25 protein-coding genes and 1 pseudogene are annotated in these 24,670 nt (G+C 63.9%); 8 read left to right on the plus strand and 18 right to left on the minus strand.

Features of this window, described 5'->3' with window-relative positions:
• Window positions 1–46: 46 nt before the first annotated feature.
• From VUG52_RS00625 to VUG52_RS00635, 3 genes are all read right to left on the minus strand, one after another.
• The gene (locus VUG52_RS00625) at window positions 47–958 is read right to left on the minus strand and encodes a LysR substrate-binding domain-containing protein (protein WP_050703240.1); all 912 of its coding nucleotides are present in this window, start codon (window positions 956–958) and stop codon (window positions 47–49) included.
• Window positions 959–2,048: 1,090 nt separating this feature from the next.
• The gene (locus VUG52_RS00630) at window positions 2,049–3,473 is read right to left on the minus strand and encodes a PAAR domain-containing protein (protein WP_050703241.1); all 1,425 of its coding nucleotides are present in this window, start codon (window positions 3,471–3,473) and stop codon (window positions 2,049–2,051) included.
• Between the two features lie 204 nt (window positions 3,474–3,677).
• Window positions 3,678–3,971 (minus strand): DUF6124 family protein, encoded by a 294-nt coding sequence (locus tag VUG52_RS00635; RefSeq protein WP_220689957.1) that lies wholly within the window; start codon window positions 3,969–3,971, stop codon window positions 3,678–3,680.
• A gap of 684 nt (window positions 3,972–4,655) precedes the next feature.
• Between VUG52_RS00635 and VUG52_RS00640 the strand changes: the two genes are divergently transcribed.
• On the plus strand, window positions 4,656–4,934 hold the full coding sequence (locus VUG52_RS00640; RefSeq protein ID WP_050703243.1) for a HigA family addiction module antitoxin: 279 nt from the start codon (window positions 4,656–4,658) through the stop codon (window positions 4,932–4,934).
• 3 nt (window positions 4,935–4,937) lie between these two features.
• Here VUG52_RS00640 and VUG52_RS00645 read toward each other — a convergent pair whose 3' ends face one another.
• From VUG52_RS00645 to VUG52_RS00660, 4 genes are all read right to left on the minus strand, one after another.
• Window positions 4,938–6,725, minus strand: a complete 1,788-nt coding sequence (locus VUG52_RS00645) for a monovalent cation:proton antiporter-2 (CPA2) family protein (RefSeq protein WP_050703244.1) — start codon at window positions 6,723–6,725, stop codon at window positions 4,938–4,940.
• A gap of 246 nt (window positions 6,726–6,971) precedes the next feature.
• Window positions 6,972–7,988: an alpha/beta hydrolase gene (locus tag VUG52_RS00650; protein WP_050703245.1), complete on the minus strand. Its 1,017-nt coding sequence runs from the start codon at window positions 7,986–7,988 to the stop codon at window positions 6,972–6,974.
• A 31-nt stretch (window positions 7,989–8,019) separates the two neighbouring features.
• Window positions 8,020–8,271 carry a DUF2790 domain-containing protein gene (locus tag VUG52_RS00655; protein ID WP_050703246.1) on the minus strand — a complete coding sequence of 84 codons (252 nt, stop codon included), beginning with the start codon at window positions 8,269–8,271 and terminating at the stop codon, window positions 8,020–8,022.
• 152 nt (window positions 8,272–8,423) lie between these two features.
• On the minus strand, window positions 8,424–9,911 hold the full coding sequence (locus VUG52_RS00660) for a YifB family Mg chelatase-like AAA ATPase (protein WP_220689960.1): 1,488 nt from the start codon (window positions 9,909–9,911) through the stop codon (window positions 8,424–8,426).
• Window positions 9,912–10,502: 591 nt separating this feature from the next.
• Here VUG52_RS00660 and VUG52_RS00665 point away from each other — a divergent pair.
• Complete coding sequence (locus VUG52_RS00665; RefSeq protein WP_262974016.1) at window positions 10,503–10,769, plus strand: type II toxin-antitoxin system RelB/DinJ family antitoxin; 267 nt, start codon at window positions 10,503–10,505, stop codon at window positions 10,767–10,769.
• Between the two features lie 39 nt (window positions 10,770–10,808).
• Here the strand turns inward: VUG52_RS00665 and VUG52_RS00670 are convergent, their stop codons facing one another.
• The 5 genes and pseudogenes from VUG52_RS00670 to VUG52_RS00690 all read right to left on the minus strand — a co-directional run bounded on the left by VUG52_RS00670 (window position 10,809) and on the right by VUG52_RS00690 (window position 15,551).
• Complete coding sequence (locus tag VUG52_RS00670; RefSeq protein WP_050703262.1) at window positions 10,809–11,189, minus strand: DUF2493 domain-containing protein; 381 nt, start codon at window positions 11,187–11,189, stop codon at window positions 10,809–10,811.
• Between the two features lie 10 nt (window positions 11,190–11,199).
• The gene (mgtA, locus tag VUG52_RS00675) at window positions 11,200–13,911 is read right to left on the minus strand and encodes a magnesium-translocating P-type ATPase (RefSeq protein WP_050703263.1); all 2,712 of its coding nucleotides are present in this window, start codon (window positions 13,909–13,911) and stop codon (window positions 11,200–11,202) included.
• An 822-nt stretch (window positions 13,912–14,733) separates the two neighbouring features.
• A pseudogene (locus VUG52_RS00680) lies at window positions 14,734–14,904 on the minus strand (TOBE domain-containing protein); the annotation flags it as partial.
• Between the two features lie 26 nt (window positions 14,905–14,930).
• On the minus strand, window positions 14,931–15,284 hold the full coding sequence (locus tag VUG52_RS00685) for a gamma-glutamylcyclotransferase family protein (RefSeq protein ID WP_050703264.1): 354 nt from the start codon (window positions 15,282–15,284) through the stop codon (window positions 14,931–14,933).
• 3 nt (window positions 15,285–15,287) lie between these two features.
• Window positions 15,288–15,551, minus strand: coding sequence for an accessory factor UbiK family protein (locus tag VUG52_RS00690; protein WP_050703265.1), 264 nt, complete (start codon window positions 15,549–15,551; stop codon window positions 15,288–15,290).
• A gap of 406 nt (window positions 15,552–15,957) precedes the next feature.
• Here VUG52_RS00690 and glnK point away from each other — a divergent pair, with 406 nt between their 5' ends.
• The 3 genes from glnK to sutA all read left to right on the plus strand — a co-directional run bounded on the left by glnK (window position 15,958) and on the right by sutA (window position 18,438).
• Complete coding sequence (gene glnK / locus VUG52_RS00695) at window positions 15,958–16,296, plus strand: P-II family nitrogen regulator (protein WP_002555808.1); 339 nt, start codon at window positions 15,958–15,960, stop codon at window positions 16,294–16,296.
• A 47-nt stretch (window positions 16,297–16,343) separates the two neighbouring features.
• Window positions 16,344–17,678, plus strand: coding sequence for an ammonium transporter (locus VUG52_RS00700; protein WP_050703266.1), 1,335 nt, complete (start codon window positions 16,344–16,346; stop codon window positions 17,676–17,678).
• Between the two features lie 430 nt (window positions 17,679–18,108).
• A complete protein-coding gene (sutA, locus tag VUG52_RS00705) occupies window positions 18,109–18,438 on the plus strand; it encodes a transcriptional regulator SutA (RefSeq protein ID WP_023632536.1) in 330 nt (109 codons plus the stop codon).
• Between the two features lie 174 nt (window positions 18,439–18,612).
• Here the strand turns inward: sutA and VUG52_RS00710 are convergent, their stop codons facing one another.
• From VUG52_RS00710 to lptM, 6 genes are read right to left on the minus strand one after another with little or no spacing between them, the layout of a single operon-like run.
• Window positions 18,613–19,308, minus strand: coding sequence for an HAD family hydrolase (locus VUG52_RS00710; RefSeq protein WP_046853674.1), 696 nt, complete (start codon window positions 19,306–19,308; stop codon window positions 18,613–18,615).
• Entirely contained in the window at window positions 19,305–20,204 is a 900-nt protein-coding gene (xerC, locus tag VUG52_RS00715) for a tyrosine recombinase XerC (RefSeq protein ID WP_050703267.1), read from the minus strand. Before xerC ends, VUG52_RS00710 begins: the two co-directional genes overlap by 4 nt.
• A complete protein-coding gene (locus tag VUG52_RS00720; protein ID WP_050703268.1) occupies window positions 20,204–20,914 on the minus strand; it encodes a DUF484 family protein in 711 nt (236 codons plus the stop codon). Before VUG52_RS00720 ends, xerC begins: the two co-directional genes overlap by 1 nt.
• A 13-nt stretch (window positions 20,915–20,927) precedes the next feature.
• Window positions 20,928–21,758 carry a diaminopimelate epimerase gene (gene dapF, locus VUG52_RS00725; RefSeq protein ID WP_050703269.1) on the minus strand — a complete coding sequence of 277 codons (831 nt, stop codon included), beginning with the start codon at window positions 21,756–21,758 and terminating at the stop codon, window positions 20,928–20,930.
• Between the two features lie 4 nt (window positions 21,759–21,762).
• Window positions 21,763–23,010 (minus strand): diaminopimelate decarboxylase, encoded by a 1,248-nt coding sequence (gene lysA / locus VUG52_RS00730; protein WP_050703270.1) that lies wholly within the window; start codon window positions 23,008–23,010, stop codon window positions 21,763–21,765.
• A gap of 9 nt (window positions 23,011–23,019) precedes the next feature.
• Window positions 23,020–23,226 carry an LPS translocon maturation chaperone LptM gene (gene lptM, locus VUG52_RS00735; protein ID WP_050703271.1) on the minus strand — a complete coding sequence of 69 codons (207 nt, stop codon included), beginning with the start codon at window positions 23,224–23,226 and terminating at the stop codon, window positions 23,020–23,022.
• Window positions 23,227–23,433: 207 nt separating this feature from the next.
• On the opposite strand from lptM, the gene cyaY reads away from it, so the two are divergent.
• The 3 genes from cyaY to rnk all read left to right on the plus strand — a co-directional run bounded on the left by cyaY (window position 23,434) and on the right by rnk (window position 24,553).
• A complete protein-coding gene (gene cyaY, locus VUG52_RS00740; RefSeq protein WP_028688616.1) occupies window positions 23,434–23,766 on the plus strand; it encodes an iron donor protein CyaY in 333 nt (110 codons plus the stop codon).
• Window position 23,767: 1 nt separating this feature from the next.
• Window positions 23,768–23,986: a DUF1289 domain-containing protein gene (locus VUG52_RS00745; RefSeq protein ID WP_050703272.1), complete on the plus strand. Its 219-nt coding sequence runs from the start codon at window positions 23,768–23,770 to the stop codon at window positions 23,984–23,986.
• A gap of 156 nt (window positions 23,987–24,142) precedes the next feature.
• The gene (gene rnk / locus VUG52_RS00750) at window positions 24,143–24,553 is read left to right on the plus strand and encodes a nucleoside diphosphate kinase regulator (protein WP_050703273.1); all 411 of its coding nucleotides are present in this window, start codon (window positions 24,143–24,145) and stop codon (window positions 24,551–24,553) included.
• Window positions 24,554–24,670 lie beyond the last annotated feature (117 nt).

Here is a 24,670-nt window from a genome sequence, read left to right on the forward strand (position 1 = left end):
CGTGGGAGCGGCGATGCGGCGGCCCGACTTGCCCCGCGATGACGTGCTACGCCATGTCGCTGATGGCGAACTCCTCCGCCAGATGATCGATCAACGACCGCACCGACGGCAGCAACCCCCGCCGCGACGGGAAGATCGCATGCACGATGCCGCAACGCGGATGCCAGCCTGGCAGCATCTCCACCAGCCGCCCCGCCGCCAGGTCCTCGCGCACCGCCACCCTGGGCAGGTGCGCGATCCCCACGCCCGCCACCACGAAATGCCGCAGCGCGAACAGGTCGTCGGTGACCATCCGTGGTTTGTGCGGGATCACCAGGCTGCGGCTCATGTCCTCACCCTGGAACAGCTCCCACTGGTATTCACGCTGGGCGCCGCCCCAATGGACGCTGGGTAGCTCGCTGAGCTGCTGCGGATCAAAGCCTTGCGCAAGCTGTTCGAGAAACGACGGGTGGCCGACCAGGCATTGGGTGCTGTTGCTCAGCACCTTCATCACCATGTCGGTGTTCTCCAGCGGCGGGAAACGCACCCGCAGTGCCACGTCGAAGCCCTCATGCAGCAGGTCGACGCGGCGGTTGGTGCTCTCGATGAACAGCTCCACCTGCGGGTACTTGAGCATGTAGCGGGTCAGCATCGGCCCGACCCAGGAGTTGAGCAGGGTGGTCGGGCAGCTGATGCGCACCAGCCCGCGTGGCTCACTGCGGTTGCGCTCGATGATCTCGGCGGCGCCCTCGGCCTCCACGCGCATGGCCAGGCAGCGGTTGTAGTAGGCCTGGCCGATCTCGGTCAGCGAGCAGTGCCGGCTGGTGCGGTGCAGCAGGCGCACGCCGAGGCGCTCCTCCAGGTCGGCGATGCGCCGGCTGAGCTTGGACTTGGGCATGTCCAGCGCCCGCCCGGCCGGGGCGAAGCCACCGTGCTCGACCACCTGGGTGAAGTAGTAGAGGGAGTTGAGGTCTTCCAAGGAGCACTGTCCATGCGATGGGCGGATTGTGGGGGCGGGCTTGCCCTCTATCGATTAAAAAAACAGAACGAGAAGGCCAATTTTCGCAGCCTACCGTGTCAAAGGTGATGAATCCACCCTCCCTGTTAGCGGGTTAGGTAAGAATATGTGAGCCCTGGCCCCATCAAAAGCATCCAGGTCGAGGTGTTAAGGCGCTTTTTTATATGGCGGGGAAGTCGTTTGATATCGTCGGGATCAAGTAATCCACGTCTGATAAAGTGCTGGGGGAAGAAGGCGAGCGGGGCAATGCCGCATACCAATGAAAGCCGAGAGCAGAAACCGCTTTCTCCCCATATTTTTTCGAGACGCTCGAGGGCGACACTTCTGTCCAGTGATTCAATTAGTGTCGGATAGTGCCTCGAGCACGCAAGTTGGATGTCAAGGACTACACCTGAAAGCCCAATCAGAAAAGGAAAGGCTTTAAGTGATAATTCCCATGCGAATTGCCAGGAGTCACTCATTGCTCAATGTGCTCGTAGATTACTTTGCCTTGGCAGTCCAATAAGAGGAGTAGAAGCCGATAGGTATGGTCATGATAAGCGATTTTGTAACTAAAACGAGATGAAAGTGTGGTCGATGGGATGAATTATGGTTGTTAGTGAGTACGTTCTCGATCATGTTGCATTCTCTGTTTTTATTGGTTGATTTTTATTGTTCGATTATTTATTTGGCGGACTAAATTATTGAGTATGTAACTGTGCCCCAGCATAGGCCGATGATGGCAAGCCAGCATGAGCCAATCATCCGTCTGCGCAAAAAGCTTGGAAGTGAATAGTATTCTTTCTGGTCGAGTATGTTGTTTCTGATGCTGAATGTTGGAAATAGTATGACTGCGCACAGCCTATATATAAGGCGGAGCCTGAATTTCAAAAAACGCAGGTTGAAGTTCTTAGCTGCTGTGTCCAGCTCTATTGTTTTCGGTAAAGCGGCTGTGAGCATGGAAAAGTTTTTTCCAACTGCCAAATGGCCACTCATGAAAATGCTCGTAAAACACAAGATTATGGGGCCTAGGGTGAAAGTTATTCTCAGCCCGAGCGATAGACTAGAGAATTCAGTCGGTGGTGAAATCATAAATCACCTCCCCCAAAGCCTCACCTGTGCCACCAATACTTGTAGCCCCTAGAAAAGATCCGGTACCCACTATGCCAATCATGCAAATAGAGCTACCAGCTCCTTTGGTTATTATTTTGGCAGCTATAGTACAGACTATGCGGCCGGTCATCTCTCCAACTTTCGCCCCGGCCCCGCCGCCTGCCATGCCGCCGATAAAACTACCCGTTTCTTTGAGTCGGACCTTCTTGCAGCTTTCGGTTTCGCCAGCTCTACATGCCTCATAGATTTTAAGTATGCTATTGCTGAAGCCTAGTCCGATACCGACATGGCCGCCATATTGAAGGAACTTAGAGGTTTTTGCTACTTCGTTCAAGTGCGACGCGTACCCGGGGATCTGTCCAGGAGCTCCTGCTTTTGACCAGTGATGCACGAGGCTCTTCGTCGATATTCCCAACCCTCTCTTCAATGACGAGTGATCGCCCAAACTCAGGTGTCTATTGAGAAATGCACTGCGCAGCTGCGATTCAAGCTGGTGGTAAAGTTTTTTGCGGGAGGCGAAGAACTGCGAGCTATTAAGATGCCCATGTTTCATAAACTCTTGTTGGTGGAGCCGTTCAATACCTTTTAGCGTATCCTCCACTCGCCCCAAACTGTAGGCCAGCATATCCTTACCTACGCCCATCGACTGGCTAGCACCATTGAGTAAACCGGCGATTTCACCGATGTGCTGCATCATGAAATCCGCTTCGCTCTCGTCCAGCCCAGTCAGTGCCACTCGCGCCCGCTCGGCGGCAGTCATCAATTCAGCCTCTTCACGCGTACAAGCATGCCCGTTGTCCGGATCACCGATCACGAAGATCTCGCCCGCCTTGAACCCTTGTGCAAAGGTCGGATTGAGGCGTTGCAACCGGGCGATGGGGGCTGCGTTGCCAGCGTCGAACAGTTTCATGAGCAGCTGTGCAAAGGTGCTGTGACGCTGGACGATGTGGAAGCCTGGCTCGAGGCTCCCCGGCATCGCCGAGACGGAGGACCTGGAGTTGGCAAAGGCTTGCGCTGGCGAAGGCGAGGGCCTTTGCGCTGGTCGTGCCGTGGCTGCTTCGGGTGGAGGTGCGGTGGCAGCCTGTGGCGCGGCTTGATGTTGTGATGGGGCGATGACGTAATTGCTGCCGGGTGGGCAACCACACTTTACCGGTGTGCCATCGACCACGCTGGGGATACCGTCCTGTCGCCAGCGTGTTTCGCCGTTGACGAGCGTACCTTCTTCGCCGCAGCGGGGGCAGGCGGTGGTCTTGTCGCCTTGCAGCAGCCAGCGGCGGCCACCGACCTTGCCTCTGGCCTGGCTGGCGATGCAGATGGCGCCAGTGCTGGTGAGGTCGCCATCCAGGCCTTGGCCTTTGCCGAAGATGCTGACGCGTGTGTTCATGGGTTACTTCCTTGATAGGGAAGCACTGCACGCTAGCAGCTGGAAACAGGGTATTTTCGCGGGCTGGCCAGTTAGGGAAATGTCCTACGCAGGTTGCAGATGTGGACTGCCGGAGCTTTACAAGGTTTGTCGAGAGTAATGCTCTGTTGGTGGGGACCGACCGTGTGTAGGGCGGTCCCTTTCAAGGCATTGGTTGTTGTGCGATCAGTTGGACGATTGGCTCTCGATACCTTCGAGCATCGCTTCGGTCAGCCCTTCGGCCATCTCCACTGCATGCAGGCTGGCCCACAAAAGACTCTTGCCCGTGTCGTCCATGTGGTCGAGGGCTTTGTAGCCGACATCGTAGGCACTGCGCAGGTACTCGGCGACATGCACCAGGGCATCGTGGGCGTTGATGTTGGGGTTGACCGCGAACAGCGGTGGGTGGCCGGCGTCGCATTTGCCGAAGGGGTGGTGGCGGGTGTCGGGGAGGGGTGGGTCGGGGACGATTTTTTTCATTGCAGTGATCCTCTAAGGGTTGAACCGCAACCGTCCGTTTCCACACAGAGGGTGGCAGTCGTACGCGGGGTGGAAACCGGTTAGAGGTCAACCCGGCAGGCCAGAAGGCCTCCCGCGCACAACTGCCATTGAAGGCAATAACCCTAACCGGATTTCCACGTCCGATCGCTGAACCGACAGCGACCCGGTCAGCCTAGAGGGCATGATTTCCCCGGACAATCAGAAGGGGATCGACAGACTTTGTAGGGTATTTCTTGGGCTGCAGGCTGCCCAGTAGGAAAGGTTTTCAGAACACGTAGGACTTGGCTGAGTTCAGCAGATTCGAGCGTTTTTTGAACACGTTCATTCGAGTTTGTCGGAAGCTTCTCGATTGATCTGCACTGCCGCTGTTGTATGGTTTCAGGCGAGCGCGAAACCAGTTGCTATCCAGTGGCGAGAACTGGCGTAGGAACCCCGTTGGTGGCTGGATCATCAGCGTAGGGTGAGACCTCGATCTGCCGTTTGAACTGGGGGCCGCTTTGCGGCCCTTTCGCGACACAAGGCCGCTCCCACAGGGATCGCGACCTCCTGTGGGAGCAACTGTCTTGCTCATGCCCCTCGATCTGGCGCGATCGCTGTGGGAGCGGCCTTGTGTCGCGAAAGGGCTGCGTAGCAGCCCCAAGATTTCAAGACGAAGTGACAACTATGCACAACCCACCCCACCCCGGCGAAGCCCTGCGCGAAGACGTCCTGCCCGCCATCGGCATGAACGTCTCCTCCCTGGCCCGCCACCTTGGCTATTCACGTGGTCAGTTATCCACAGTGCTCAACGGCCATGCAGCCATTTCAGCCGACCTGGCCTATCGCCTCGAACTGGCCGGTCTTGGCAGTGCTCGGCAGTATCTGGCCGAGCAGGCGGCTTACGACCTGTGGCAGGCCGCGCACCGCGAGCATCCACCCATCGAGCGGCTGGCGTTCGTCTGAGCGTCAATCCTCATCCGACGCAAACAACCGCTCCAGCTCCACCCGCGCCTCCTTGGCCGTCTGCATCACCTTGGCCCGGTCGTCGCGCACATGCCCCTGGGCCTCCAGCACCTGCTCGTCATGCTCGGTGAAGCGGGCGATGCGATCCGCCGCCTGCGCTTCCGTCAGCCCCAGCCCGACCAGCGCCCGGCGGCTCATCTCCAGACTGGAATGGTAAGTCTCGCGAATCGGCTCGGCGCCCACGTCCACCAGCTTGTGCACATGCTGGCGGTTGCGCGCCCGGGCGATGACCTTCAGGTGCGGGTACAGGCGCTTGACCCGCTCCGCGGTGCGGGTCGCGGCCTCGGGGTCGTCGATGGTGATGATCACGTACTCGGCTTCGGCGACCTTGGCCGCATGCAACACCTCGGTGCGCGACGGATCGCCGTAGAACACCGGCACCTGCTCGAACATGCGGGTCATCTCGATGGTGTCCACCGAGGTTTCCAGGGCGACGAAGGGGATCTTCTGCGCCCGCAGGATGCGCGCCACGATCTGACCCATGCGGCCCATGCCGACGATCACCACCCGTGGCGTGCCGGCGTCGATCTGCGTGTACTGCTCGGGCACTTCCCGGGCGGGTTGCGGACGCTTGAGGGCGCGGGCGCAGCCAATCATCAGCAGCGGGGTGAGGGCCATCGACAGGGTGATGGTCATCAGCAGCAGGTCGTAGGTCAGGGTGTCGAACAGGCTCTGGTCCTTGCCCAGCTTGAACACCACGAAGGCAAATTCGCCTCCGGCGGCCAGCACCATGCCCAGGCGCAGGGCGCTGGCGCTGTTGAGGCCCCCGGCGATGCGGCCGACGCCGATCAGCAGCACCAGTTTCACCGCGATCAACAGCACGGTCATGCCCAGCAGCACCAGCGGCATCTCCAGCAGCAGACGCAGGTTGGCGCCCATGCCGACGCTGATGAAGAACAGCCCAAGAAGCAGGCCCTTGAACGGTTCGATCTGCGCTTCCAGTTCGTGGCGGTATTCGGAGTCGGCCAGCAACAGGCCGGCGAGGAAGGCGCCCAGGGCCATGGAAATACCGGCCTCCTCCATCAGCCAGGCAGTGCCGATCACCACCAGCAACGCGGTGGCGGTGGACACCTCCGGCAGGCCGGTGCGGGCAACGGTGCGAAACAGCGGGCGCAGCAGGTAGCGGCCGCCGACGATGACGATGGCAATGCTGGCGAATACCTTCAGGCCATGCTCGAAGCTGTCGCCTTGGCTGGTGTCCGGGCCGCTGGCGGCCAGCAGCGGCACCAGGGCGATCAGCGGGATCGCGGCGATGTCCTGGAACAGCAGGATGGCGAAGGCCAGGCGGCCGTGGGGCGCGTTGAGCTGCTTGCTCTCGGCCAGGCTCTGCAGGCCCAGGGCGGTGGACGACAGCGCCAGGCCCAGGCCGAGCACGATGGCCGCCGGCAGGCTTTGGCTGAAGCCGAACAGGGCGATGGCGCCGAGCGCCGCGCCGGTCAGGACCACCTGCGCGGTGCCGACGCCGAACACCGACTTGCGCATCAGCCACAGGCGCCGGGGCGACAGCTCCAGGCCAATGATGAACAGCAGCAGGACAACGCCCAGCTCGGAGATGTGCGCGACGCTCTCGGTGTCGCGGATCAGCCCCAGGGCCTGCGGGCCGATGGCCACGCCGGCCAGCAGGTAGCCGAGCACGGCGCCCAGTTGCAGGCGCTTGGCCAGGGGCACGGCGACCACGGCGGCGAGGAGGAAGATGACGGCGGTTTGTAGAAGGCTGCCTTCGTGTGGCATTGCTCGGACTCCTTGAACTGCGTGCGGCAGCGTTTGATGCAACAGCTTATGTCATCGATGAAAGAGGCGGGCATTTTCGGGTGAGATGGGAAACAGGACAATCCCGGGGTTACAGGAAGCAGCGTTCTGAAAGTGGGACCTTTGTTGGGCCCATCGCGGGGCAAGTCGGGCCGCCGCATCGCCGCTCCCACGCAAGGTATAAAACCTTCGTGGGAGCGGGCTTGCCCCGCGATGGTGATCGGCCACTTACTGCAGATGGGTTTTCAAGGCCTGTGCCGCCTGGTCCATGGCACTGCGCACACTGGGCACGCTGCTCAGCACGTTGAGCAGGCCGTAGTCATGGATCAGGCCGTTGTAGCGCACGGCGGTCACCGGTACCCCGGCGGCGTCCAGCTTGCGGGCATAGGCTTCGCCTTCGTCGCGCAGCACGTCCATCTCGGCGGTCTGCACCAGGGCCGGCGGCAGGCCTTTCAGCTGCTCGAGGCTGGCGCGCAGCGGCGAGGCGTGGATATCGTCGCGCTGGCGCGGGTCGGTGGTGTAGTTGTTCCAGAACCACTGCATCATGTTGCGGGTCAGGAAGTGGCCTTCGGCGAACTGGTTATACGACGCGTTGTTGAAGTTGGCGTCGGTCACCGGCCACAGCAGGGCCTGGAAGCGCAGCTTGGGCGTGCCGGCCTCCTTGGCCTTCAGTGCCACCACCGCGGCCATGTTGCCGCCGACGCTGTTGCCGGCCACCGCCAGGCGGCTGCCGTCCACGCCGATCTCCTTGCCGTGTTCGGCGACCCAGCGGGTGGCGGCATAGGCCTGGTTGATCGCGGTGGGGAACCTGGCTTCCGGCGATGGCGTGTAGTCGACGTAGACCGCCGCAGCACCGGAGCCCACCACCAGGTCACGGATCAGGCGTTCGTGGGTGGGGTAGTCGCCCAGCACCCAGCCGCCGCCGTGGAAGAACATGAACACTGGCAGTTCACCCTTGGCGCCTTCGGGCCGCACAACGCGGATCTCCAGCGGCTGGCCATCGGCCTGGATGGTCCGGCGTTCGACGCGGATCCCCGACAGGTCGACCTTCACCCCGGCCTGGGCACCGCTCAGCACCGCACGGGCATCCTTGGGCGCGAGGGTTTCAAGCGGCTTGCCGCCACCAGCGGCCAGGGCCTCGAGGAAGCCCTGGGTGGTGTGCTCGACGCCAGGGCTGCCAGCGGCGAAGGCGCTGTTCACGGCGAGGGCCAGCAGGCCGGCGGTCAGGGTATGGGACAGTTTCATGTTCTAGCTCCTTTAGGGTTCGAGCCGTGGCTCAGTTCTGGTTGGCGAGGACGGTGGGTTGCACGTAGCTCACGGCGCGCAGCTGGCCGCTGCTGTCGCGGTAGGTCAGGGTGGCGGTGCTGGCCTGGCCCTGGGCGCTGGAGGGTGCATCGATGCTGATGACCTTGGCGATGTCCAGTTCCATGCCGTAGCGGTACGGGGTGGCTTCGCTGGCGAAGCTGCCGGCGCTGGTGCCGAGGGCCAGGGTGGTGACGGTGAGGGCGAAGGCTTTGCGAAGGGTCATGATCGTTCTCCGGGTTTTGCTGAGTGGGGTTGGCGACTGCTTGCTGCTTGAGATGAATATTGCGCGCAAATATTTAGCGCGCAAAATATATTTCCGCTATGGCGCTGATTGAGTGCGTCTTGGCAAGCTTCTGTGGGAGCGGACGGGCAGCCTCAGGCGCTGGGTCGGTACTGCAATGCTTCCGCCAGGTGCGCCCTGGCGATGGATTGCGCGCCCTCCAGGTCCGCCAGCGTGCGGGCTACCTTCAGTAGCCGGTGCGCCGCCCGCAACGACAGCGTCAGCCGTTCGCAGGCCTGCTCCAGCCAGGCCTGGTCAACCGGTTCCAGCGGGCAATGCCGGCGCAGCCCCTTGAGGTCGAGGAAGGCGTTGGCGCAGCCCTGCCGACGCTGCTGCAGCGCCCGTGCCTCGGCCACTCTCTGGCCAACGCTGGCGCTGGTCTCGCCACTGGGCTGGTGGGTCAGCACGGTACTTTCCCGAGCCACCGTCAGGTGCAGGTCGATGCGGTCGAGCAGCGGGCCGGACAGCTTGTTGCGGTAGCGCTGGACCTGCTCGCTGCTGCACCGGCAGCGGCCGGTGGGGTCGCCCAGGTAGCCGCAGGGGCAGGGGTTCATGGCCGCCACCAGCTGGAAGCGCGCCGGAAAACGCACCCGGTCCTTGGCCCGGGCCACCACGATCTCGCCGGACTCCAGCGGCTCGCGCAGCACCTCCAGCACGCGCCGTTCGAACTCGGGTAGCTCGTCGAGAAACAGCACGCCGTGGTGCGCCAGGGTGATCTCACCGGGTTGCGGCCGGCTGCCACCGCCCACCAATGCCGGGCCGGATGCGGAATGATGGGGGTGACGAAAGGGTCTCTGCGGCCAGCTGTCGAGCGGTGCATGGCCACTGACCGAGCGGATCGCCGCCACCTCCAGCGCTTCACGCTCGTCCAGCGGCGGCAGCAGCCCGGGAAGACGACTGGCAAGCAAGGTTTTGCCGGTTCCCGGCGGGCCGGTGAACAACAGGTTATGCGCCCCGGCCGCGGCTACCAGCAGGGCGCGCTTGGCCGCGATCTGGCCCTGGACGTCGCTGAGATCCGGATAGGGGCGCTGTTCCAGCAGCAGGCCATTGGCCGCGTAGGGAGACAGCGCTGGCTGGCCGTTCAGGTGGGCCACCAGCTCGCGCAGGTGCCCCATCGCATACACCACCAGGCCGCTGGCCAGGCTGGCCTCCTCGGCATTCTCCCGCGGCACCACCAACGCTCGGCCCGCATCCCGGGCCGCCAATGCCGCAGGCAGCACGCCCTGTACCGGGCGCAAGGCGCCCGACAGGGCCAGCTCACCCAGGCATTCGATATCGTCGAGGGTGGCTACCGGCACCTGGCCATTGGCGGCGAGGATGCCCAGGGCGATGGCCAGGTCGTAGCGGCCTCCGTCCTTGGGCAGGTCGGCGGGGGCGAGGCTCTGGGTGATGCGTCGGGCCGGGTAGTCCAGGCCGGAGTTGACGATGGCGCTGCGTACCCGGTCCTTGCTCTCCTTGACCGTGGTTTCCGGCAGGCCGACCAGGGTAAGCGTGGGCAGGCCGTTGGCCAGGTGGGTTTCGACGCTGACAGCGGGGGCCTGCACGCCCACTTGGGCGCGGCTGTGGACGAGGGCGAGGGACATGGGCACTCCGTGTTTGCAGGTGATGGCCGCATCCTGCGGCCTGGCAAAGCTTAGTGGTGCTCCTGGGCGGGTGGACGAGAAGAGTGCGTCGAGGTTTTTCCGGGTCAGCCCGGCTTTCTGACTGTTGTATCTGGACAGGGCGAGGCTAAGGTCTAGAATGTGGTTACAACGTAGCTACAAAGTGCTTTAGTAGGCAGGGCTTTCAAGTGTTCTACGTTAGAGTTGCAGCGCCTATCAGATCGAGCGCCGCCCGCGCGGCGCATCGCGACGCAAGGCCGCTCCTACATTTGTTTCGGGCCAATCCCTCCTGGGCCATCACCTGGTCCGCCTTGTTTGCTCGACGCGGTTTCAGCATGGGCACCACTGACGCTCCACCTGTCTCAAGACATGCACCAAGGCGGGCAACCATGGCCTGACAGGTTCGGCACGTTGCAACAAATGTAGGAGCGGCCTTGCGTCGCGACGCGCCGCGCGGGCGGCGCTCGATCTCATAGGCGCTGCAAGGCATTCGGCGGACACCTGGAGGCCCTCACTCGGTCAATAGCCTCGCGCCCAAAGACCTTGAATGCGATGGTTTTAAGGAGGAATTTCATGGCCCACACCGAAGTCGTTCGCACGCGCATCGATAGCGAACTTAAGACCAACGCGACAAGAATCCTGGAGGAAATGGGCATCACCGTTTCCCAGGCCATCCGCATGATGCTGGTCCAGGTCGTACAGACCAAGGCGCTGCCGTTCGAAGTGAAGGCCTTGTCGTTGAATGATAGAGCCCTTCAGGTAATGGAAGCCCAGGACCGTGAGCGTACCGTGCAGACGCATGACAACGCCGAGGCGTTGTTCAAGGACCTGGGTATTTGAACCCAGGACCTACTCGAACAGGTAGTTGTGTGGGTCAGCCTAGTCCCCAAGACTGTGGACGCCTGCCGCCCGAGGCTGCCTGCCGCAGATCACCGGAATCCCCGAACCCCGCGCCCGTGCCAGCAGCTCCTCGGTGTCGTCGCCGCCCGGCAGCGCCAGCACCAGGTCGGGCCGGCTGTCACGCAGCATGAAGACGTTGCGCAGGCGCTCGGCCAGCTTGCCGTGCAGCTGCCAGTTGGGCGGGTAGCGCACGATGTCGGCGCCCTGTTCGCGGGCCCAGCCTTCGATCTCGCCACCCAGGTGCTGGCTGCCGCCGTGGATCAGCACCCGGATCGGTTGCTGGCGCTGGAGGGCGTCCAGCGCCTGGCGGCAGCGTTGGCTGTCGGCGTAGTTGCGCCCTGCGCAGATCAGTACGCGCATGCCCACCCCCTCAGAACCACTGGCCGAAGCGGCGGATGTACAGGGTCTTCATGCCCTGGGCCACCAGGCAGTAGCCCAGCAGGGTGGCGGCCAGCCACGGGAAGTATTCCCAAGGCAGCGGCACCAGCCCGACCATCGCCCCCAGCGGCGAGAACGGGATGTAGATGCCCAGGCACATCACCAGGCCTGTGGCCAGGATCACCGGCAGCGCCGCGGTGCTCTGGAAGAACGGCACCTTGCGGGTGCGCAGCATGTGCACCACCAGCGTTTGCGACAGCAGCCCCTCGATGAACCAGCCGGACTGGAACAGCGCCTGCATTTCCACGCTGTTGGCGGCGAACACGTACCACATCAGGGCGAAGGTGGTGATGTCGAAGATCGACGAAGTGGGGCCGATCCACAGCATGAAACGGCCGATGTTGCGGGCATCCCACTTGCGCGGCTCGCGCAGGAATTCCTTGTCCATGCGATCCCACGGCAGCGACAGCTGGGAGAAGTCGTACATCAGGTTCTGCAGCAGCAGGTGGATCGCCAGCATCGGCATGAACGGGATGAACGCGCTGGCCACCAGCACCGAGAACACGTTGCCGAAGTTGGAGCTGGCGGTCATGCACAGGTACTTCATGATGTTGCCGAAGGTTTCGCGGCCCTTGAGCACGCCTTCTTCCAGCACCATCAGGCTCTTTTCCAGGAGGATGATGTCGGCCGACTCCTTGGCGATGTCGGTGCCGCTGTCCACCGAGATGCCCACGTCGGCATCGCGCAGCGCCGGGGCGTCGTTGATGCCGTCGCCGAGGAAGCCCACGGTGTGGCCGTTGGCCTGCAGCGCCTTGAGCACCCGCGACTTCTGCAACGGGGTGAGCTTGGCGAACACCGTGCGCTCCTCGACCAGCGCCTTGAGCTGGGTGTCGTCCAGGCGCTCGATGTCCTGGCCGAGCAGCGGCTGGCCGGGTTCCAGCCCCACTTCGCGGCAGACCTTGCAGGTGACCACCGGGTTGTCGCCGGTCAGCACCTTGACCTTCACCCCCATCTCGCGCAGGGCGGCGATGGCCGGGCCGGCGGTTTCCTTGGGCGGGTCGAGGAAGGTCAGGAAGCCGCGGATCACCAGCTCGCGCTCGTCATCGGTGTGGTATTGGGGCTTGCCGGCGGCGGCCGGAATGTCGCGGGTGCCGACCAGCAGCACGCGAAAGCCTTCCTGGTTGTAGGCGCTGGCGGTGGCCAGCAGCTGCTGGCGTCGCCCGGCGTCCAGGGCGACCCGCTGGCCGCCTTCTTCCACATGGGTGGCGATGGCCAGCATTTCCTCGACGGCGCCCTTGCTCACCAGCAGGTGATCGCCCAGGGCATCCTTGACGATCACCGACAGGCGCCGGCGGACGAAGTCGAAGGGCAGCTCGTCGACCTTGGCGTAGGCGTAGGGAGGCTGGAAGCGCTGGTCTTCGCCGGCAAAGCGCAGCACGGCCTGGTCCATCAGGTTCTTCACGCCGCTCTGGTGGTGGCTGTTGAGCCAGGCCAGTTCCAGCAGGCGCGGGTCCTTGTGGCCGCTGGGGTCGACGTGGTGCTCGAGGATGATACGGTCCTGGGTCAGGGTGCCGGTCTTGTCGGTGCACAGCACGTCCATCGAACCGAAGTTCTGGATGGCGTTGAGGCGTTTGACCACCACCTTGCGCCGGGCCATGGCCACGGCGCCCTTGGCCAGGTTGGCGCTGACGATCATCGGCAGCATTTCCGGGGTCAGGCCCACGGCCACGGCCAGGGCGAACAGGAAGGCGTCGCTCCAGTCGCCCTTGACCACGCCGTTGAGCATGAACACCACCGGCACCATCACCAGCATGAAGCGGATCAACAGGCGGCTGACGCTGTTCACGCCACGGTCGAAGGCGGTCTGGCTGCGCGAGCCGACGATGGCCTTGGCCAGCGAACCGAAGTAGGTGCGCTTGCCGGTGGCCACCACCACGGCGCGGGCGCGGCCGCTGACCACGTTGGTGCCCATGAAGCCGATGTTGGGCAGATCCAGCAGGCCGCTTTCATCGTTGGCGCTGTCGGCGGCGGACTTCTGCGCGACATGGCCGAGGGTGTCGTACTTCTCCACCGGCAGCGCTTCGCCGGTCAGCACCGCCTGGCTGATGAACAGGTCGCGGGACTCGATCAGGCGGATATCGGCGGGGATCATGTCGCCAGCGGCCAGTTGCACGATATCGCCGGCCACCAGTTCGTTCATCGGCACTTCGCGCAGGCGCGCCGGCTGGTCATGGCGCTCGCGGCGCAGCACGGTGGCGGTGGTACGGACCATGGCCTTGAGCGCATCGGCGGCCTTGCCCGAGCGGTACTCCTGCCAGAAGCGCAGCAGGCTGCTGAGGCTGACCATGGTCATGATGATGATGACCTTGGTCAGGTCCGCTTCTTCCAGGTCGCCTGCGCGTACCGGCAGCCAGTAGTCGGTGACGAAGCTGATGCCGGCGAGGGTGAGCAGCACGTAGATGAAGGGGTTGTGCAGGGCCTTGAGCAGTTGCACGAGGGCCGGTTGCGGCTTGTCGTGGGCAACCTGGTTGGCGCCGTCGCGCTGCAGGCGCTTGGCGGCTTCGTGCTCGGTCAGGCCCAGCTCGCTGGCGTCGAGGTTGGCCAGGGTCACGGCCAAGCCGTTGCGTGCCTCGCGGGCGGCGCGCATGGAGAGGCGGGTATCTTCGCCTGCTTTGCTGCGGGTGTTGCGGTCTTTTACGGTCATTTGGCTGTGCTCCTGCCGCAGGAGGCGGCACGACACACAGTCGACTCACGGTGGGGAAGGTGAGTGAACGTGTCCCGTGTCGCAATGATTCAAACAATGAAAAACGTGGTTTTTCCGACGTTTACGTGTTCGCTGGCGAATGCCGGAAATTAGATCGGCAGCGAACTTTCGACTGGCTGTTTCCATGGTCGGTTAATTCCTTTGCTAAATAGCGGGCAATAGAACTCCAACGAACTTTAATTATTTAAAATTCGGAAGTTTCTGACGATTTATATGGCGTCGGTTCAGCGAACGGACAGCCTCGCGCGCGTCACTGCAGGCAGTAACGGGCGCGCTATCGACTGGGCGGTTCCAGGGACGAGGACAGGCCCCAGCCGAGGACAGGACGGTGCGGGGCCTTGTGCGCACAGGCGCGCAGGCGTGGGATGGCGATATCGAGGTTCATGAGCTTGCCTCCGACCGGGCGGGCACCCGGGGCGGCAAGCTACGGCGGAGCAACAGGCTCTGGCGCGGCTTGCCCGACCTAGGGGCGGGCCCGGAGTTCCGGTTCAAGTGCCTGGCGGCCAAAGGCCGCCAGACAGCGACTAGATACTGTGTCCATTGAATTCTTCGTGAGTTGAAATAAAGGCCCGCTTTTCGGGGCGGGTGAACTTTATGCAAAGCATAGCGGGGAAGTCAACCGGGAAGGCGTAACTTAAATATGTTTCATCTGCTGCAAGGTGAATTAATCCAGCGTGGTGCTCAAGTGCAATCGCGGGGCAAGCCCGCTCCCACGCTGGTCATGCTATCAACTCGGCGCTCTGTGCAACGCATCATCGGTTTTCAGGGTTTGGCGCCCAGGATGACGTGCGAGGCCTTGATCAGCGCGGTGGCCTTCACGCCCGGCTTCAGGCCGAGCTCCTGCACCGCTTCGCGAGTGACGATGGCATACACCTCGGTGCCGGTACCTTCGAAGACATTGCGCGCACTGACTTTCATGGGGAAGCACTCCGTGTGATCAATCACCACGCACGAGGCATTCAGGCGCGTACGTAAACCCAGGCGGTCAGCCCCGAGGCGAGGCCGACGGCGATACGCTTGTAGTCCGACACTTCGTAGCGGTCGGCGGCGGCCAGCTCTTGTTCGCTGATCTGGAAGACCATGCCGGCGACGCTGTCTTCGGCCCGCTCGCTGGGGGAGACGATGGGGTGGTGGCTCTTGCCGCTGGTGGCCAGCACTTGCGGGTCGGTGATCTGCACCCAGTCCCGGCGATAGCCCGGCATGCGGTCGGCCTGGCCGGTCAGTTCACGGCCGAAGTTGGCCAGTTGCACGGCCTTGTCCTGCAAGGTGCCGTAGGAGAACAGCAATACCGGGTAATCGCTGGACGGCTGCATGGCTTATTCCTGAGTAGGCGGGGCGATCCTTGCTTCCAGCTCGGCGAACTGCCGCTCGAGGGCTTCGAGGCGGGCGCGGGTGCGGGCCAGCACCACCATCTGGCTGTCGAACTCCTCGCGGCTGACCAGGTCGAGCTTGCTGAAGGCACCCTGCATCAGCACCTTGAACTGGCTTTCCAGTTCGGCGCGGGGCGCGGCGGTGTCACCGCTGAACAGGCGCGAGGCCTGGTCGCTCAGGGCATCGAGGAAGGCTTTGGGCGCGAGCATGTCTGGTATCCGCTGATCACTGAAAGGGCAGCAGTGTAGCACGGGGCTCCGGGCCACTTGCGTTGCACGCTTTTCGCGCAGGGCGGCCAAAGGTCGCGCACCGATTTTGTGCGCTTTTTCCCTGCTGGCGATTGGCCAATCCCTGCCGGTTCACGCAACTACCTGTTTTCCCGTGAATTGCGCCAACTGGCAAGGTTTCTGCAAAGACCTGACTGAGCCATGCACTGATGCAGTCCCTTGTGACCAGGCAGTGCGCAGGCGGAGCCGGAAGGTTCTTCGTCACAGCCGGATCGTGCGTCGGCGGGGAGGATGGAGCCGACGACGCGTTACAAAGCCAGGCGCTGCGCTTAGACTTGAGACGGGTTTGTTTTCCTGGGGCAAGTCCACCAAATCGGGAGAGAGTTTCATGAAGCTAGTCACTGCCATCATCAAGCCGTTCAAGCTGGACGACGTGCGCGAGTCGCTGTCGGAAATCGGCGTGCAGGGCATCACCGTGACCGAAGTCAAAGGCTTCGGCCGGCAGAAGGGTCACACCGAGCTGTATCGCGGCGCTGAATATGTGGTCGATTTCCTGCCCAAGGTGAAGATCGATGTCGCCATCGACGACAAGGACCTCGATCGGGTGATCGAAGCCATCACCAAGGCGGCCAACACCGGCAAGATCGGCGACGGCAAGATCTTCGTGGTCAATCTGGAGCAGGCGATCCGCATCCGTACCGGCGAGACCGATACCGACGCGATCTAAGCGCCAAACCAAGCCTCACCAAACCCAACGCCCCAGGAGAAAACAACATGACTCTGCGCAAGATCGCAGGGCTAGGAGCCCTATTGTCCCTCGTAATGCCAGGGCTGGCCCTGGCCGAGGAAACTGCCGCCCCCGTGCTGAACTCCGGCGACACCGCCTGGATGCTCACCTCGACGGCACTGGTCCTGTTCATGACCATCCCGGGCCTGGCCCTGTTCTACGGCGGCATGGTGCGCTCGAAGAACGTGCTGTCGGTGATGATGCAGTGTTTCGCCATCACCGGGTTGATCAGCATCCTGTGGGTCATCTACGGCTACAGCCTGGCTTTCGATACCGCCGGTATGGAAAAGGGCGTGCTCAACTTCAATTCCTTCATCGGTGGCTTCTCCAAGGCCTTCCTCAACGGCGTTACGCCGTCGGGCCTGACCTCGGCCGCCGCGCTGTTCCCCGAGGCGGTGTTCATCACCTTCCAGATGACCTTCGCCATCATCACCCCGGCGCTGATCGTCGGTGCGTTCGCCGAACGCATGAAGTTCTCGGCGATGCTGATCTTCATGGGCGTGTGGTTCACCCTGGTCTATGCGCCGATCGCGCACATGGTCTGGAGCGGTGACGGCGCGCTGATGTGGGACTGGGGCGTGCTGGACTTCGCCGGCGGCACCGTGGTGCACATCAACGCCGGTATCGCCGGCCTGGTCTGCTGCCTGGTGCTGGGCAAGCGCAAGGGCTACCCGACCACGCCGATGGCCCCGCACAACCTGGGCTACACCCTGATGGGCGCGGCCATGCTGTGGATCGGCTGGTTCGGCTTCAACGCAGGTTCCGCTGCCGCGGCCAACGGCACCGCCGGCATGGCCATGCTGGTGACCCAGATCGCCACCGCCGCCGCCGCCCTGGGCTGGATGTTCGCCGAGTGGATCTTCCACGGCAAGCCAAGCGCCCTAGGCATTGCTTCGGGCGTGGTCGCCGGCCTGGTCGCCATCACCCCGGCCGCCGGCACCGTCGGCCCGATGGGCGCCCTGGTGATCGGCTTGGTGTCCGGCGTGGTCTGCTACTTCTGTGCCACCAGCCTCAAGCGCAAGCTGGGCTACGACGACTCTCTGGACGCCTTCGGCGTGCACGGCATCGGCGGCATCATCGGCGCCCTGCTCACCGGCGTGTTCGCGGCGCCTGCCCTGGGCGGCTTCGGCGCGGTCACCGACATCGCCGCGCAGTTCTGGATCCAGGCCAAGGGCGTGATCTTCACCGTGGTCTACACCGCCATCGTCACCTACGTGATCCTCAAGGTCCTCGACCTGGTGATGGGGCTGCGGGTCAGCGAAGAAGAAGAGTCGGTCGGCCTCGACCTGGCTCAACACAACGAGCGCGGCTACAACCTGTAACCGCGATGCTGGAAAACTTGCCCGGTTCGCCGGGCATTTTTTTGCCTGTAATTTGCCGTTTGGCCTGGGGCAAACGGTTTCCCTGCGCTGATCGCGACCCGGGGTTAAAACTTACAAGCCATCGGGTGTTTCTGGTGCTTTGCTTTTTCTGCGAGCGCGCTAGAATGCGCGCCGAAGGAAGCTGGACGAGTAGTCCACACACTTCGCTACCCTTTGCTAGGCTTGCCAATAGCCTGTGGCCAGCAAGGGCTCAAAAATTTTGTCAGGCCTTGCCAGGAGCAGGGCCTGCAGGGTGCCGGGCCCCCCATGAGGGGGTGGACACCCAGGGCAGTGGCCAATCCACGGCCAGTTGAATTTTCACTGGTGGCTGCCGGTCTACGGCTGCACCGGTCTATAACTAACCTGCTTTTCGCAAGTCATGAGGTAGAACATGAGCGACGACGATCTGGAAAATGATGACCTCGAGGTAGGCGACGAAGACGAGGCTGATGACGGCCTTGAAGCGGCTGCTGACGACGGCGCGGAAGACGCCGGCGACGACGACAGCAGCCCGGCTCCGGCGGCCAAGGGCAAGTCCAAGGCGGCGGTCTCGGTAGACGAGATGCCGAGCATGGAAGCCAAGCAGAAAGAGCGCGATGCGCTGGCCAAGGCGATGGAAGAATTCCTGTCGCGCGGTGGCAAGGTGCAGGAAGTGGAGGCCAACGTGGTCGCCGATCCGCCCAAGAAGCCGGACAACAAGTACGGCAGCCGCCCTATCTGAGTGGCTGAACGCAAAAAAGCCCGCCGTCGCTGCGGGCTTTTTTGTGGGCGACTGTTAGTCAGACCAACGTGGGAGCGGGCTTGCCCCGCGATGGCGGTTTGGCGCTGATACCGCCATCGCGGGGCAAGCCCGCTCCCACGAACAACCTATTTGGCTGCAGAGTGCAAAGCCCGGTCAGCGCCAGCGCGCCAGCACGTCGGGCAACTGCGACAGCCGCTGGATCTCCGCATCCGGCGCCTGCTCGCCACTCCAGGGCTTGTGCTGTGGGTTGAACCACACCGCGCGCAAGCCGGCGCGCTGGGCGCCGGCGATGTCGTCGCCCGGGTGGTCGCCGACGTGCACCGCCGCCCCGGCGTCCACCTCGCCGCGCTTCAGCGCTTCGAGGAACGGTGCCGGGTCCGGTTTGCCGATGCCCAGGTCCTCGGCGCACAGGGCGAAGCGGAAGTAGTCCGCCAGCCCCAGGCGGCGCACGTCGGCATTGCCATTGGTGACCACGCCGAGGGTGTAGTGGTGGCGCAGGATCTCCAGCACCGGCTGTACCTCGGGGAACACCTCCACCTGGTGCCGGGCATGCAGGAACACCTCGAAGCCCTCGTTGGCCAGCTCCTGGGCGTGTTTCTCGCTGTAGCCGACTTCTTCCAGGGCGTGGAACAGCACCCGCCGGCGCAGGGCGCTGATGCGGTGCTTGAGGCCCGGTTCGGCCTGCACCAGGCGCTCGCGGATGGCGAACAGGTGCTCCACCGGCACGCCGCCGAGGATCGGCGCGTTGGCTTCGAGCCAGTCGCGCAGGACGACTTCGGCGCTGGCGATGACCGGCGCGGTGTCCCAGAGGGTGTCGTCCAGGTCGAAGGTGATCAGCTTGATGCTCATGAGTCCGTGTCCTTGCTGCGTTTGGCCCGAGGGTGGGCGCTGTCGTACACCGCGGCCAGGTGCTGGAAGTCCAGGTGGGTGTAGATCTGCGTGGTGCTGATGTCGGCGTGGCCGAGCATCTCCTGCACCGCGCGCAGGTCCTGGGACGACTCCAGCAGGTGGCTGGCGAAGGAATGGCGAAGCATGTGCGGGTGCAGGTGCTGGCCGAGCTCGCGCTCGCCGGCGGCCTTGACCCGCAGCTGGATGGCGCGGGGGCCGAGGCGCTTGCCCTGGCGGCTGAGGAACACCGCGCCGTCCCGTGGGCCGGCAATGCCACGCAGCTTGAGCCACGCCTGCAGCGCCTCACGGGCCTTGCGGCCGACCGGCAGCACGCGGCTCTTGCCGCCCTTGCCGTGCACCTGCACCAGCCCGGCGGCCAGGTCCAGGTGTTCGAGGTCGAGCCCGGTCAGTTCCGACAGGCGCAGGCCGGACGAGTAGAACAGTTCGAGGATCGCCTGGTCGCGGCGGGCGATGAATTCATCGTCGACGCCGCCATCGAGCAGTTGCAGGGCGCGGTCGGTGTCCAGCACCTTGGGCAGGCGCCGCTCACCTTTGGGCGGCGCCAGGCCGTTGGCCGGGTCGTGCTGGCAATGGCCTTCGCGGTTGAGGTAGCGGTACAGGCCGCGCACCGCCGAAAGCAGGCGCGCCAGGCTGCGCGAGGACTGGCCGTGGTGGTGCTGGCGGGCGACCAGCTGGCGCAGTTGCTGGACCTGCAGGGCGCCCCAGCCGGCGATACCCTGGGTGTTGCAGAATTCGATGACTTTCTCAAGGTCGCGACGGTAGGCCAGCAGGGTGTGCTCGGACACCTGGCGCTCGTTGCGCAGGTGAGCGCAATAAGCCTCCAGCTGGCGTTCCATCAGCGCACCGAGCGCAGCGTCTGGGTGAAGCGCGGCACCACGCGGCCGAGCACTTCGGCGATGTAGCTGAGGAACAGAGTGCCGACACTGCTCTTGTAGTGCTGCGGGTCGCGGCTGCCGATCGCCAGCACGCCGTGCAGGCCCTGGTACTCGAGGGTGGCCACGGCGCTGGAACCGACTTCCTTGTGCTGGGCATCGCCGAACAGGAAGGCCAGTTCATGCTCGCGCAGGCTGCCGCTGATGGTCTTGCCGCCGCCGATCAGCCCGCCGATGGCATGCTGCGCCTCGGCACCGGAAACCCAGCGGCCCACGGGCGCGGCGTTCTCGCCGAACAGGATCAGGCTGACGAAGGGCACCTGGAACTCCTGGCGCAGGCTGTCCTCGACCGCCATCACCACCTCTTCGAGGGTGCCGGCGTCGAGCAGGTCGAGGATCAGCCGGCGGGTCTTGTCGAACAGCCGGTCGTTGTCGCGGGCCACGTCCATCAGCTGCGACAGGCGATGGCGCATCTCGATGTTGCGGTCGCGCAGCAGCTTGAGCTGGCGCTCCACCAGCGACACGCTGTCGCCGCGCTGGTGGGGGATGCGCTGTTCGAGCAGCAGTTCGTCGTGCTCGGCGAAGAAGGTCGGGTGGGCGCGCAGGTACGCGACCACCGCTTCGGCATCGAGCTCACGGGCCTGCGGGGATGCAACGTTAGGCTGATCGGTCATGGCGGATACTCGCTTAGAGACGAACTTGTCCTTCGAACACGCGGACGGCGGGGCCGGTCATCAGCACCGGCTTGCCTGGGCCGGCCCACTCGATGCTCAGGCGTCCACCCGGCAGGTCGATGGTCACCGGCGAGTCCATCCAGCCCTGGCTGATCGCCGCCACGGCCGCGGCGCAGGCGCCGGTGCCGCAGGCCTGGGTCTCGCCGGCGCCACGCTCCCATACCCGCAGGTTGGCGCGGTGGCGGTCGACCACCTGGATGAAGCCGGCGTTGACCCGCTGCGGGAAGCGCGGGTGATGCTCGATCTTCGGGCCCAGTTCATGGACCGGCGCACTGCGCACGTCGTCGACGCGCAGCACCGAATGCGGGTTGCCCATGGACACCGCGGCGATCTGGTGCACCTGGCCATCGACTTCCAGCGCATAGCTGCTGGCCTGCTCGTCGGCGATGAACGGGATCTCGGCCGGGGCGAAGCGTGGCGGCCCCATGTCGACGCAGATCTGGCCGTCGTTGCGCACATCGAGCTCGATGATGCCGCCCTTGGTCTCGACGCGAATGCGCTTCTTGGCAGTCAGGCGCTTGTCCAGCACGAAGCGGGCGAAGCAGCGCGCGCCGTTGCCGCACTGCTCGACCTCGGAGCCGTCGGCATTGAAGATCCGGTAGCGGAAGTCCACATCCGGGTTGTTAGGCGCCTCGACGATCAGCAGCTGGTCGAAGCCGATGCCGGTGTTGCGGTCGCCCCATTGCTTGGCGTGCTTGGGTTGGATGTGCGCGTGCTGGCTGACCAGGTCGAGGACCATGAAGTCGTTGCCCAGCCCGTGCATCTTGGTGAAACGCAGCAGCATGGGCTCACTCCGGCAGCAGGCTTTCGCCGGCGAACAATTCGGCGACGGTCTCGCGGCGACGCACTTCGAAGGCCTGGTCGCCATCGACCAGCACTTCGGCGCAACGGCCACGGGTGTTGTAGTTGGAGCTCATGACGAAACCATAGGCGCCCGCGGAGCGGACGGCCAGCAGGTCGCCCTCGGCCAGGTCCAGTACGCGGTCCTTGCCCAGGAAGTCGCCGGTCTCGCAGATCGGGCCGACCAGGTCGTAGACCCGGCCTTCGCCTTCACGGGGCTTGACCGCGCTGACGTCCATCCAGGCCTGGTACAGGGCGGGACGGATCAGGTCGTTCATGGCCGCGTCGATGATGGCGAAGTCCTTGTGCTCGGTGTGCTTCAAGTATTCCACGCGGGTCAGCAGCACGCCGCCGTTGGCGACGATGTAGCGGCCCGGCTCGAACACCAGGGCCAGGTCGCGCTCGCCGACGCGTTCGCGAATGGCCGCGATGTAGTCGGCCAGCAGCGGTGGCTGTTCGTCGCGGTAGCGCACGCCGACACCGCCGCCGAGGTCCAGGTGGCGCAGGTGGATACCGCACTCGGCCAGGCGATCGACCAGTACCAGCAGGCGGTCGAGGGCGTCGAGGAAGGGCTCGACGGTGGTCAGCTGCGAGCCGATGTGGCAGTCGACGCCGACCACGTCCAGGTTCGGCAGCTGCGCGGCACGCACGTAGATCGCCTCGGCGTCGGCGATGGCGATGCCGAACTTGTTCTCTTTGAGACCGGTGGAGATGTACGGATGGGTGCCGGCGTCGACGTCCGGGTTCACACGTAGCGAAACCGGTGCCGTCTTGCCCATTTCGGCGGCAACGACCTGGAGGCGCTCGAGCTCGTCGGTGGACTCGACATTGAAGCAGTGCACGCCCACTTCCAGGGCGCGGCGCATGTCGTCACGGGTCTTGCCGACCCCGGAGAACACCACGCGATCAGCGCGCCCGCCGGCGGCGAGGACGCGCTCCAGCTCACCGCCGGAGACGATGTCGAAGCCCGCGCCCAGGCGCGCCAGCAGGTTCAGCACGCCCAGGTTGGAGTTGGCCTTGACCGCGAAGCAGACCAGGTGCTCGACCCCGTGCAAGGCGTCGGTATAGCTGCGGTACTGGGCCTCGATATGGGCGCGCGAGTACACGTAGGTGGGCGTGCCGAAGCGTTCGGCGATCGCCGTCAGGGCCACCCCTTCCGCGAACAGCTCGCCGCCGCGGTAGTTGAATGCGTCCATGGGATTTCCTTACTGCGCGGGCGACTCTTCTGGCTGCTCTTGCGGCTGCACCAGCACCGGTTGCGGCTGGACAGGCTTGGCATGCTGGTGCGATTTGCGCGGGCCCTTGCCGTCCTTGCCGTCTTCAGGCAGGTACAGGGGGCCTTTCTGACCGCAGGCCGAAACGAGGCAGGCAACCGCGACCAGCGCCGCGAGGGAGGAAATCAGGCGTTTCATGGGTGAAATCCTTGGAAATATGCAGTATTGCGGCCGAGTATACCGAGCGCCCACCTGATTGCCTATGCAAGGGGCGCCCCCGCTCGGCGGGCGTGGGCGACCGAAGGACATGCGGCTTTTTCTTACAGCGATTAGCTTGTAGCTTGAGGCGTTCGCCCTTATCGTGCCCGGCTTGCGTGTGTACAGCCATTTTTCGAGGTCCCTGCAATGAGTTTGAGCGAAGCGCGTTTCCACGACCTGGTCGATGCGACCCAACAGGCCCTGGAAGACCTGTTCGATGAAAGCGGCATGGACCTGGACATGGAGAACTCCGCCGGCGTTCTCACCGTCAAGTTCGACAACGGCAGCCAGCTGATCTTCAGCCGCCAGGAGCCGCTGCGCCAGCTGTGGCTGGCGGACAAGTCCGGCGGCTTCCACTTCGACTACGACGAAGAGAGCGGCAAGTGGGTCTGCGAGAAGAGCGAAGAACTGCTGGGCGAGATGCTCGAACGCATCGTCTGGGAACGCGCCGGCGAGAAGCTGGACTTCGACGAGATCTGAGATGAGCGACCTGCCCCGGCCACCCAAGCCGCTCTACAGCAACGTGAGCCCGGCGGTGCCGTCACCTTGTATCAGCATATGTCGGCTGGATGAGCACAAGGTCTGCACCGGCTGTCACCGCCATGTCGAGCATATCCGCGAGTGGCGCTCGGCCGATGACGAGCGGCGTCGGCAGATCTGCCGCGAGGCGCTGGCCCTGAAAACGCGGGCATCGGCATAGGCACAACGAAGGTGTGGGCTTGAGTATTTGCCCCGCTGTGGTAGTGTCAGGGTCTGCGTCGATGACGCCACAGCCTTTTGTAAACCCCGCCCTTGGGCGGGGTTTTGCTTTATCTGCCTGTTGAAAATTGCCTGTTCAAAGGAGTCTGACTGGATCATGAGCACCAAGCCTTCCCTCACCCTCACCCGCTTGGACGTGCAGCGTCTCGAGCGCCTGCTCGACGACCTCGATGAAAGCACCCCGGGTGTGCTCGCCCTGCAGGACGAGCTGGACCGTGCCGAGCAGGTGGTCGGGCATGAGGAGGTGCCAGCCGGCGTGGTGACCATGAACTCGCGGGTGCACTGCCGCGAGATCGCCAGCGGCAAGGACTATCACTTGACCTTGGTGTATCCGAAGGATGCCGGCCCCGAGGGTAATGTCTCGATCCTCGCGCCGATCGGTTGTGCCTTGCTGGGCCTTTCGGTGGGCGACCAGATCGACTGGCCGGCGCCGGGCGGCAAGACCCTCAAGCTGGAACTGCTGGCGGTCGAGTACCAGCCGGAGGCGGCAGGGGATTTCGATCTCTGATGCCGCGCCAGTTCCGTGTAGGAGCGGCCTTGTGCCGCGAAAGGGCTGCGTAGCAGCCCCGGGATCTTCGCATCATGCAAAATGTCCGGGGCTGCTACGCAGCCCTTTCGCGGCACG

Origin of the sequence: Pseudomonas sp. LH21 (assembly GCF_036549575.1) — a bacterium.
In the GTDB taxonomy this organism is placed as follows: domain Bacteria; phylum Pseudomonadota; class Gammaproteobacteria; order Pseudomonadales; family Pseudomonadaceae; genus Aquipseudomonas; species Aquipseudomonas peradeniyensis.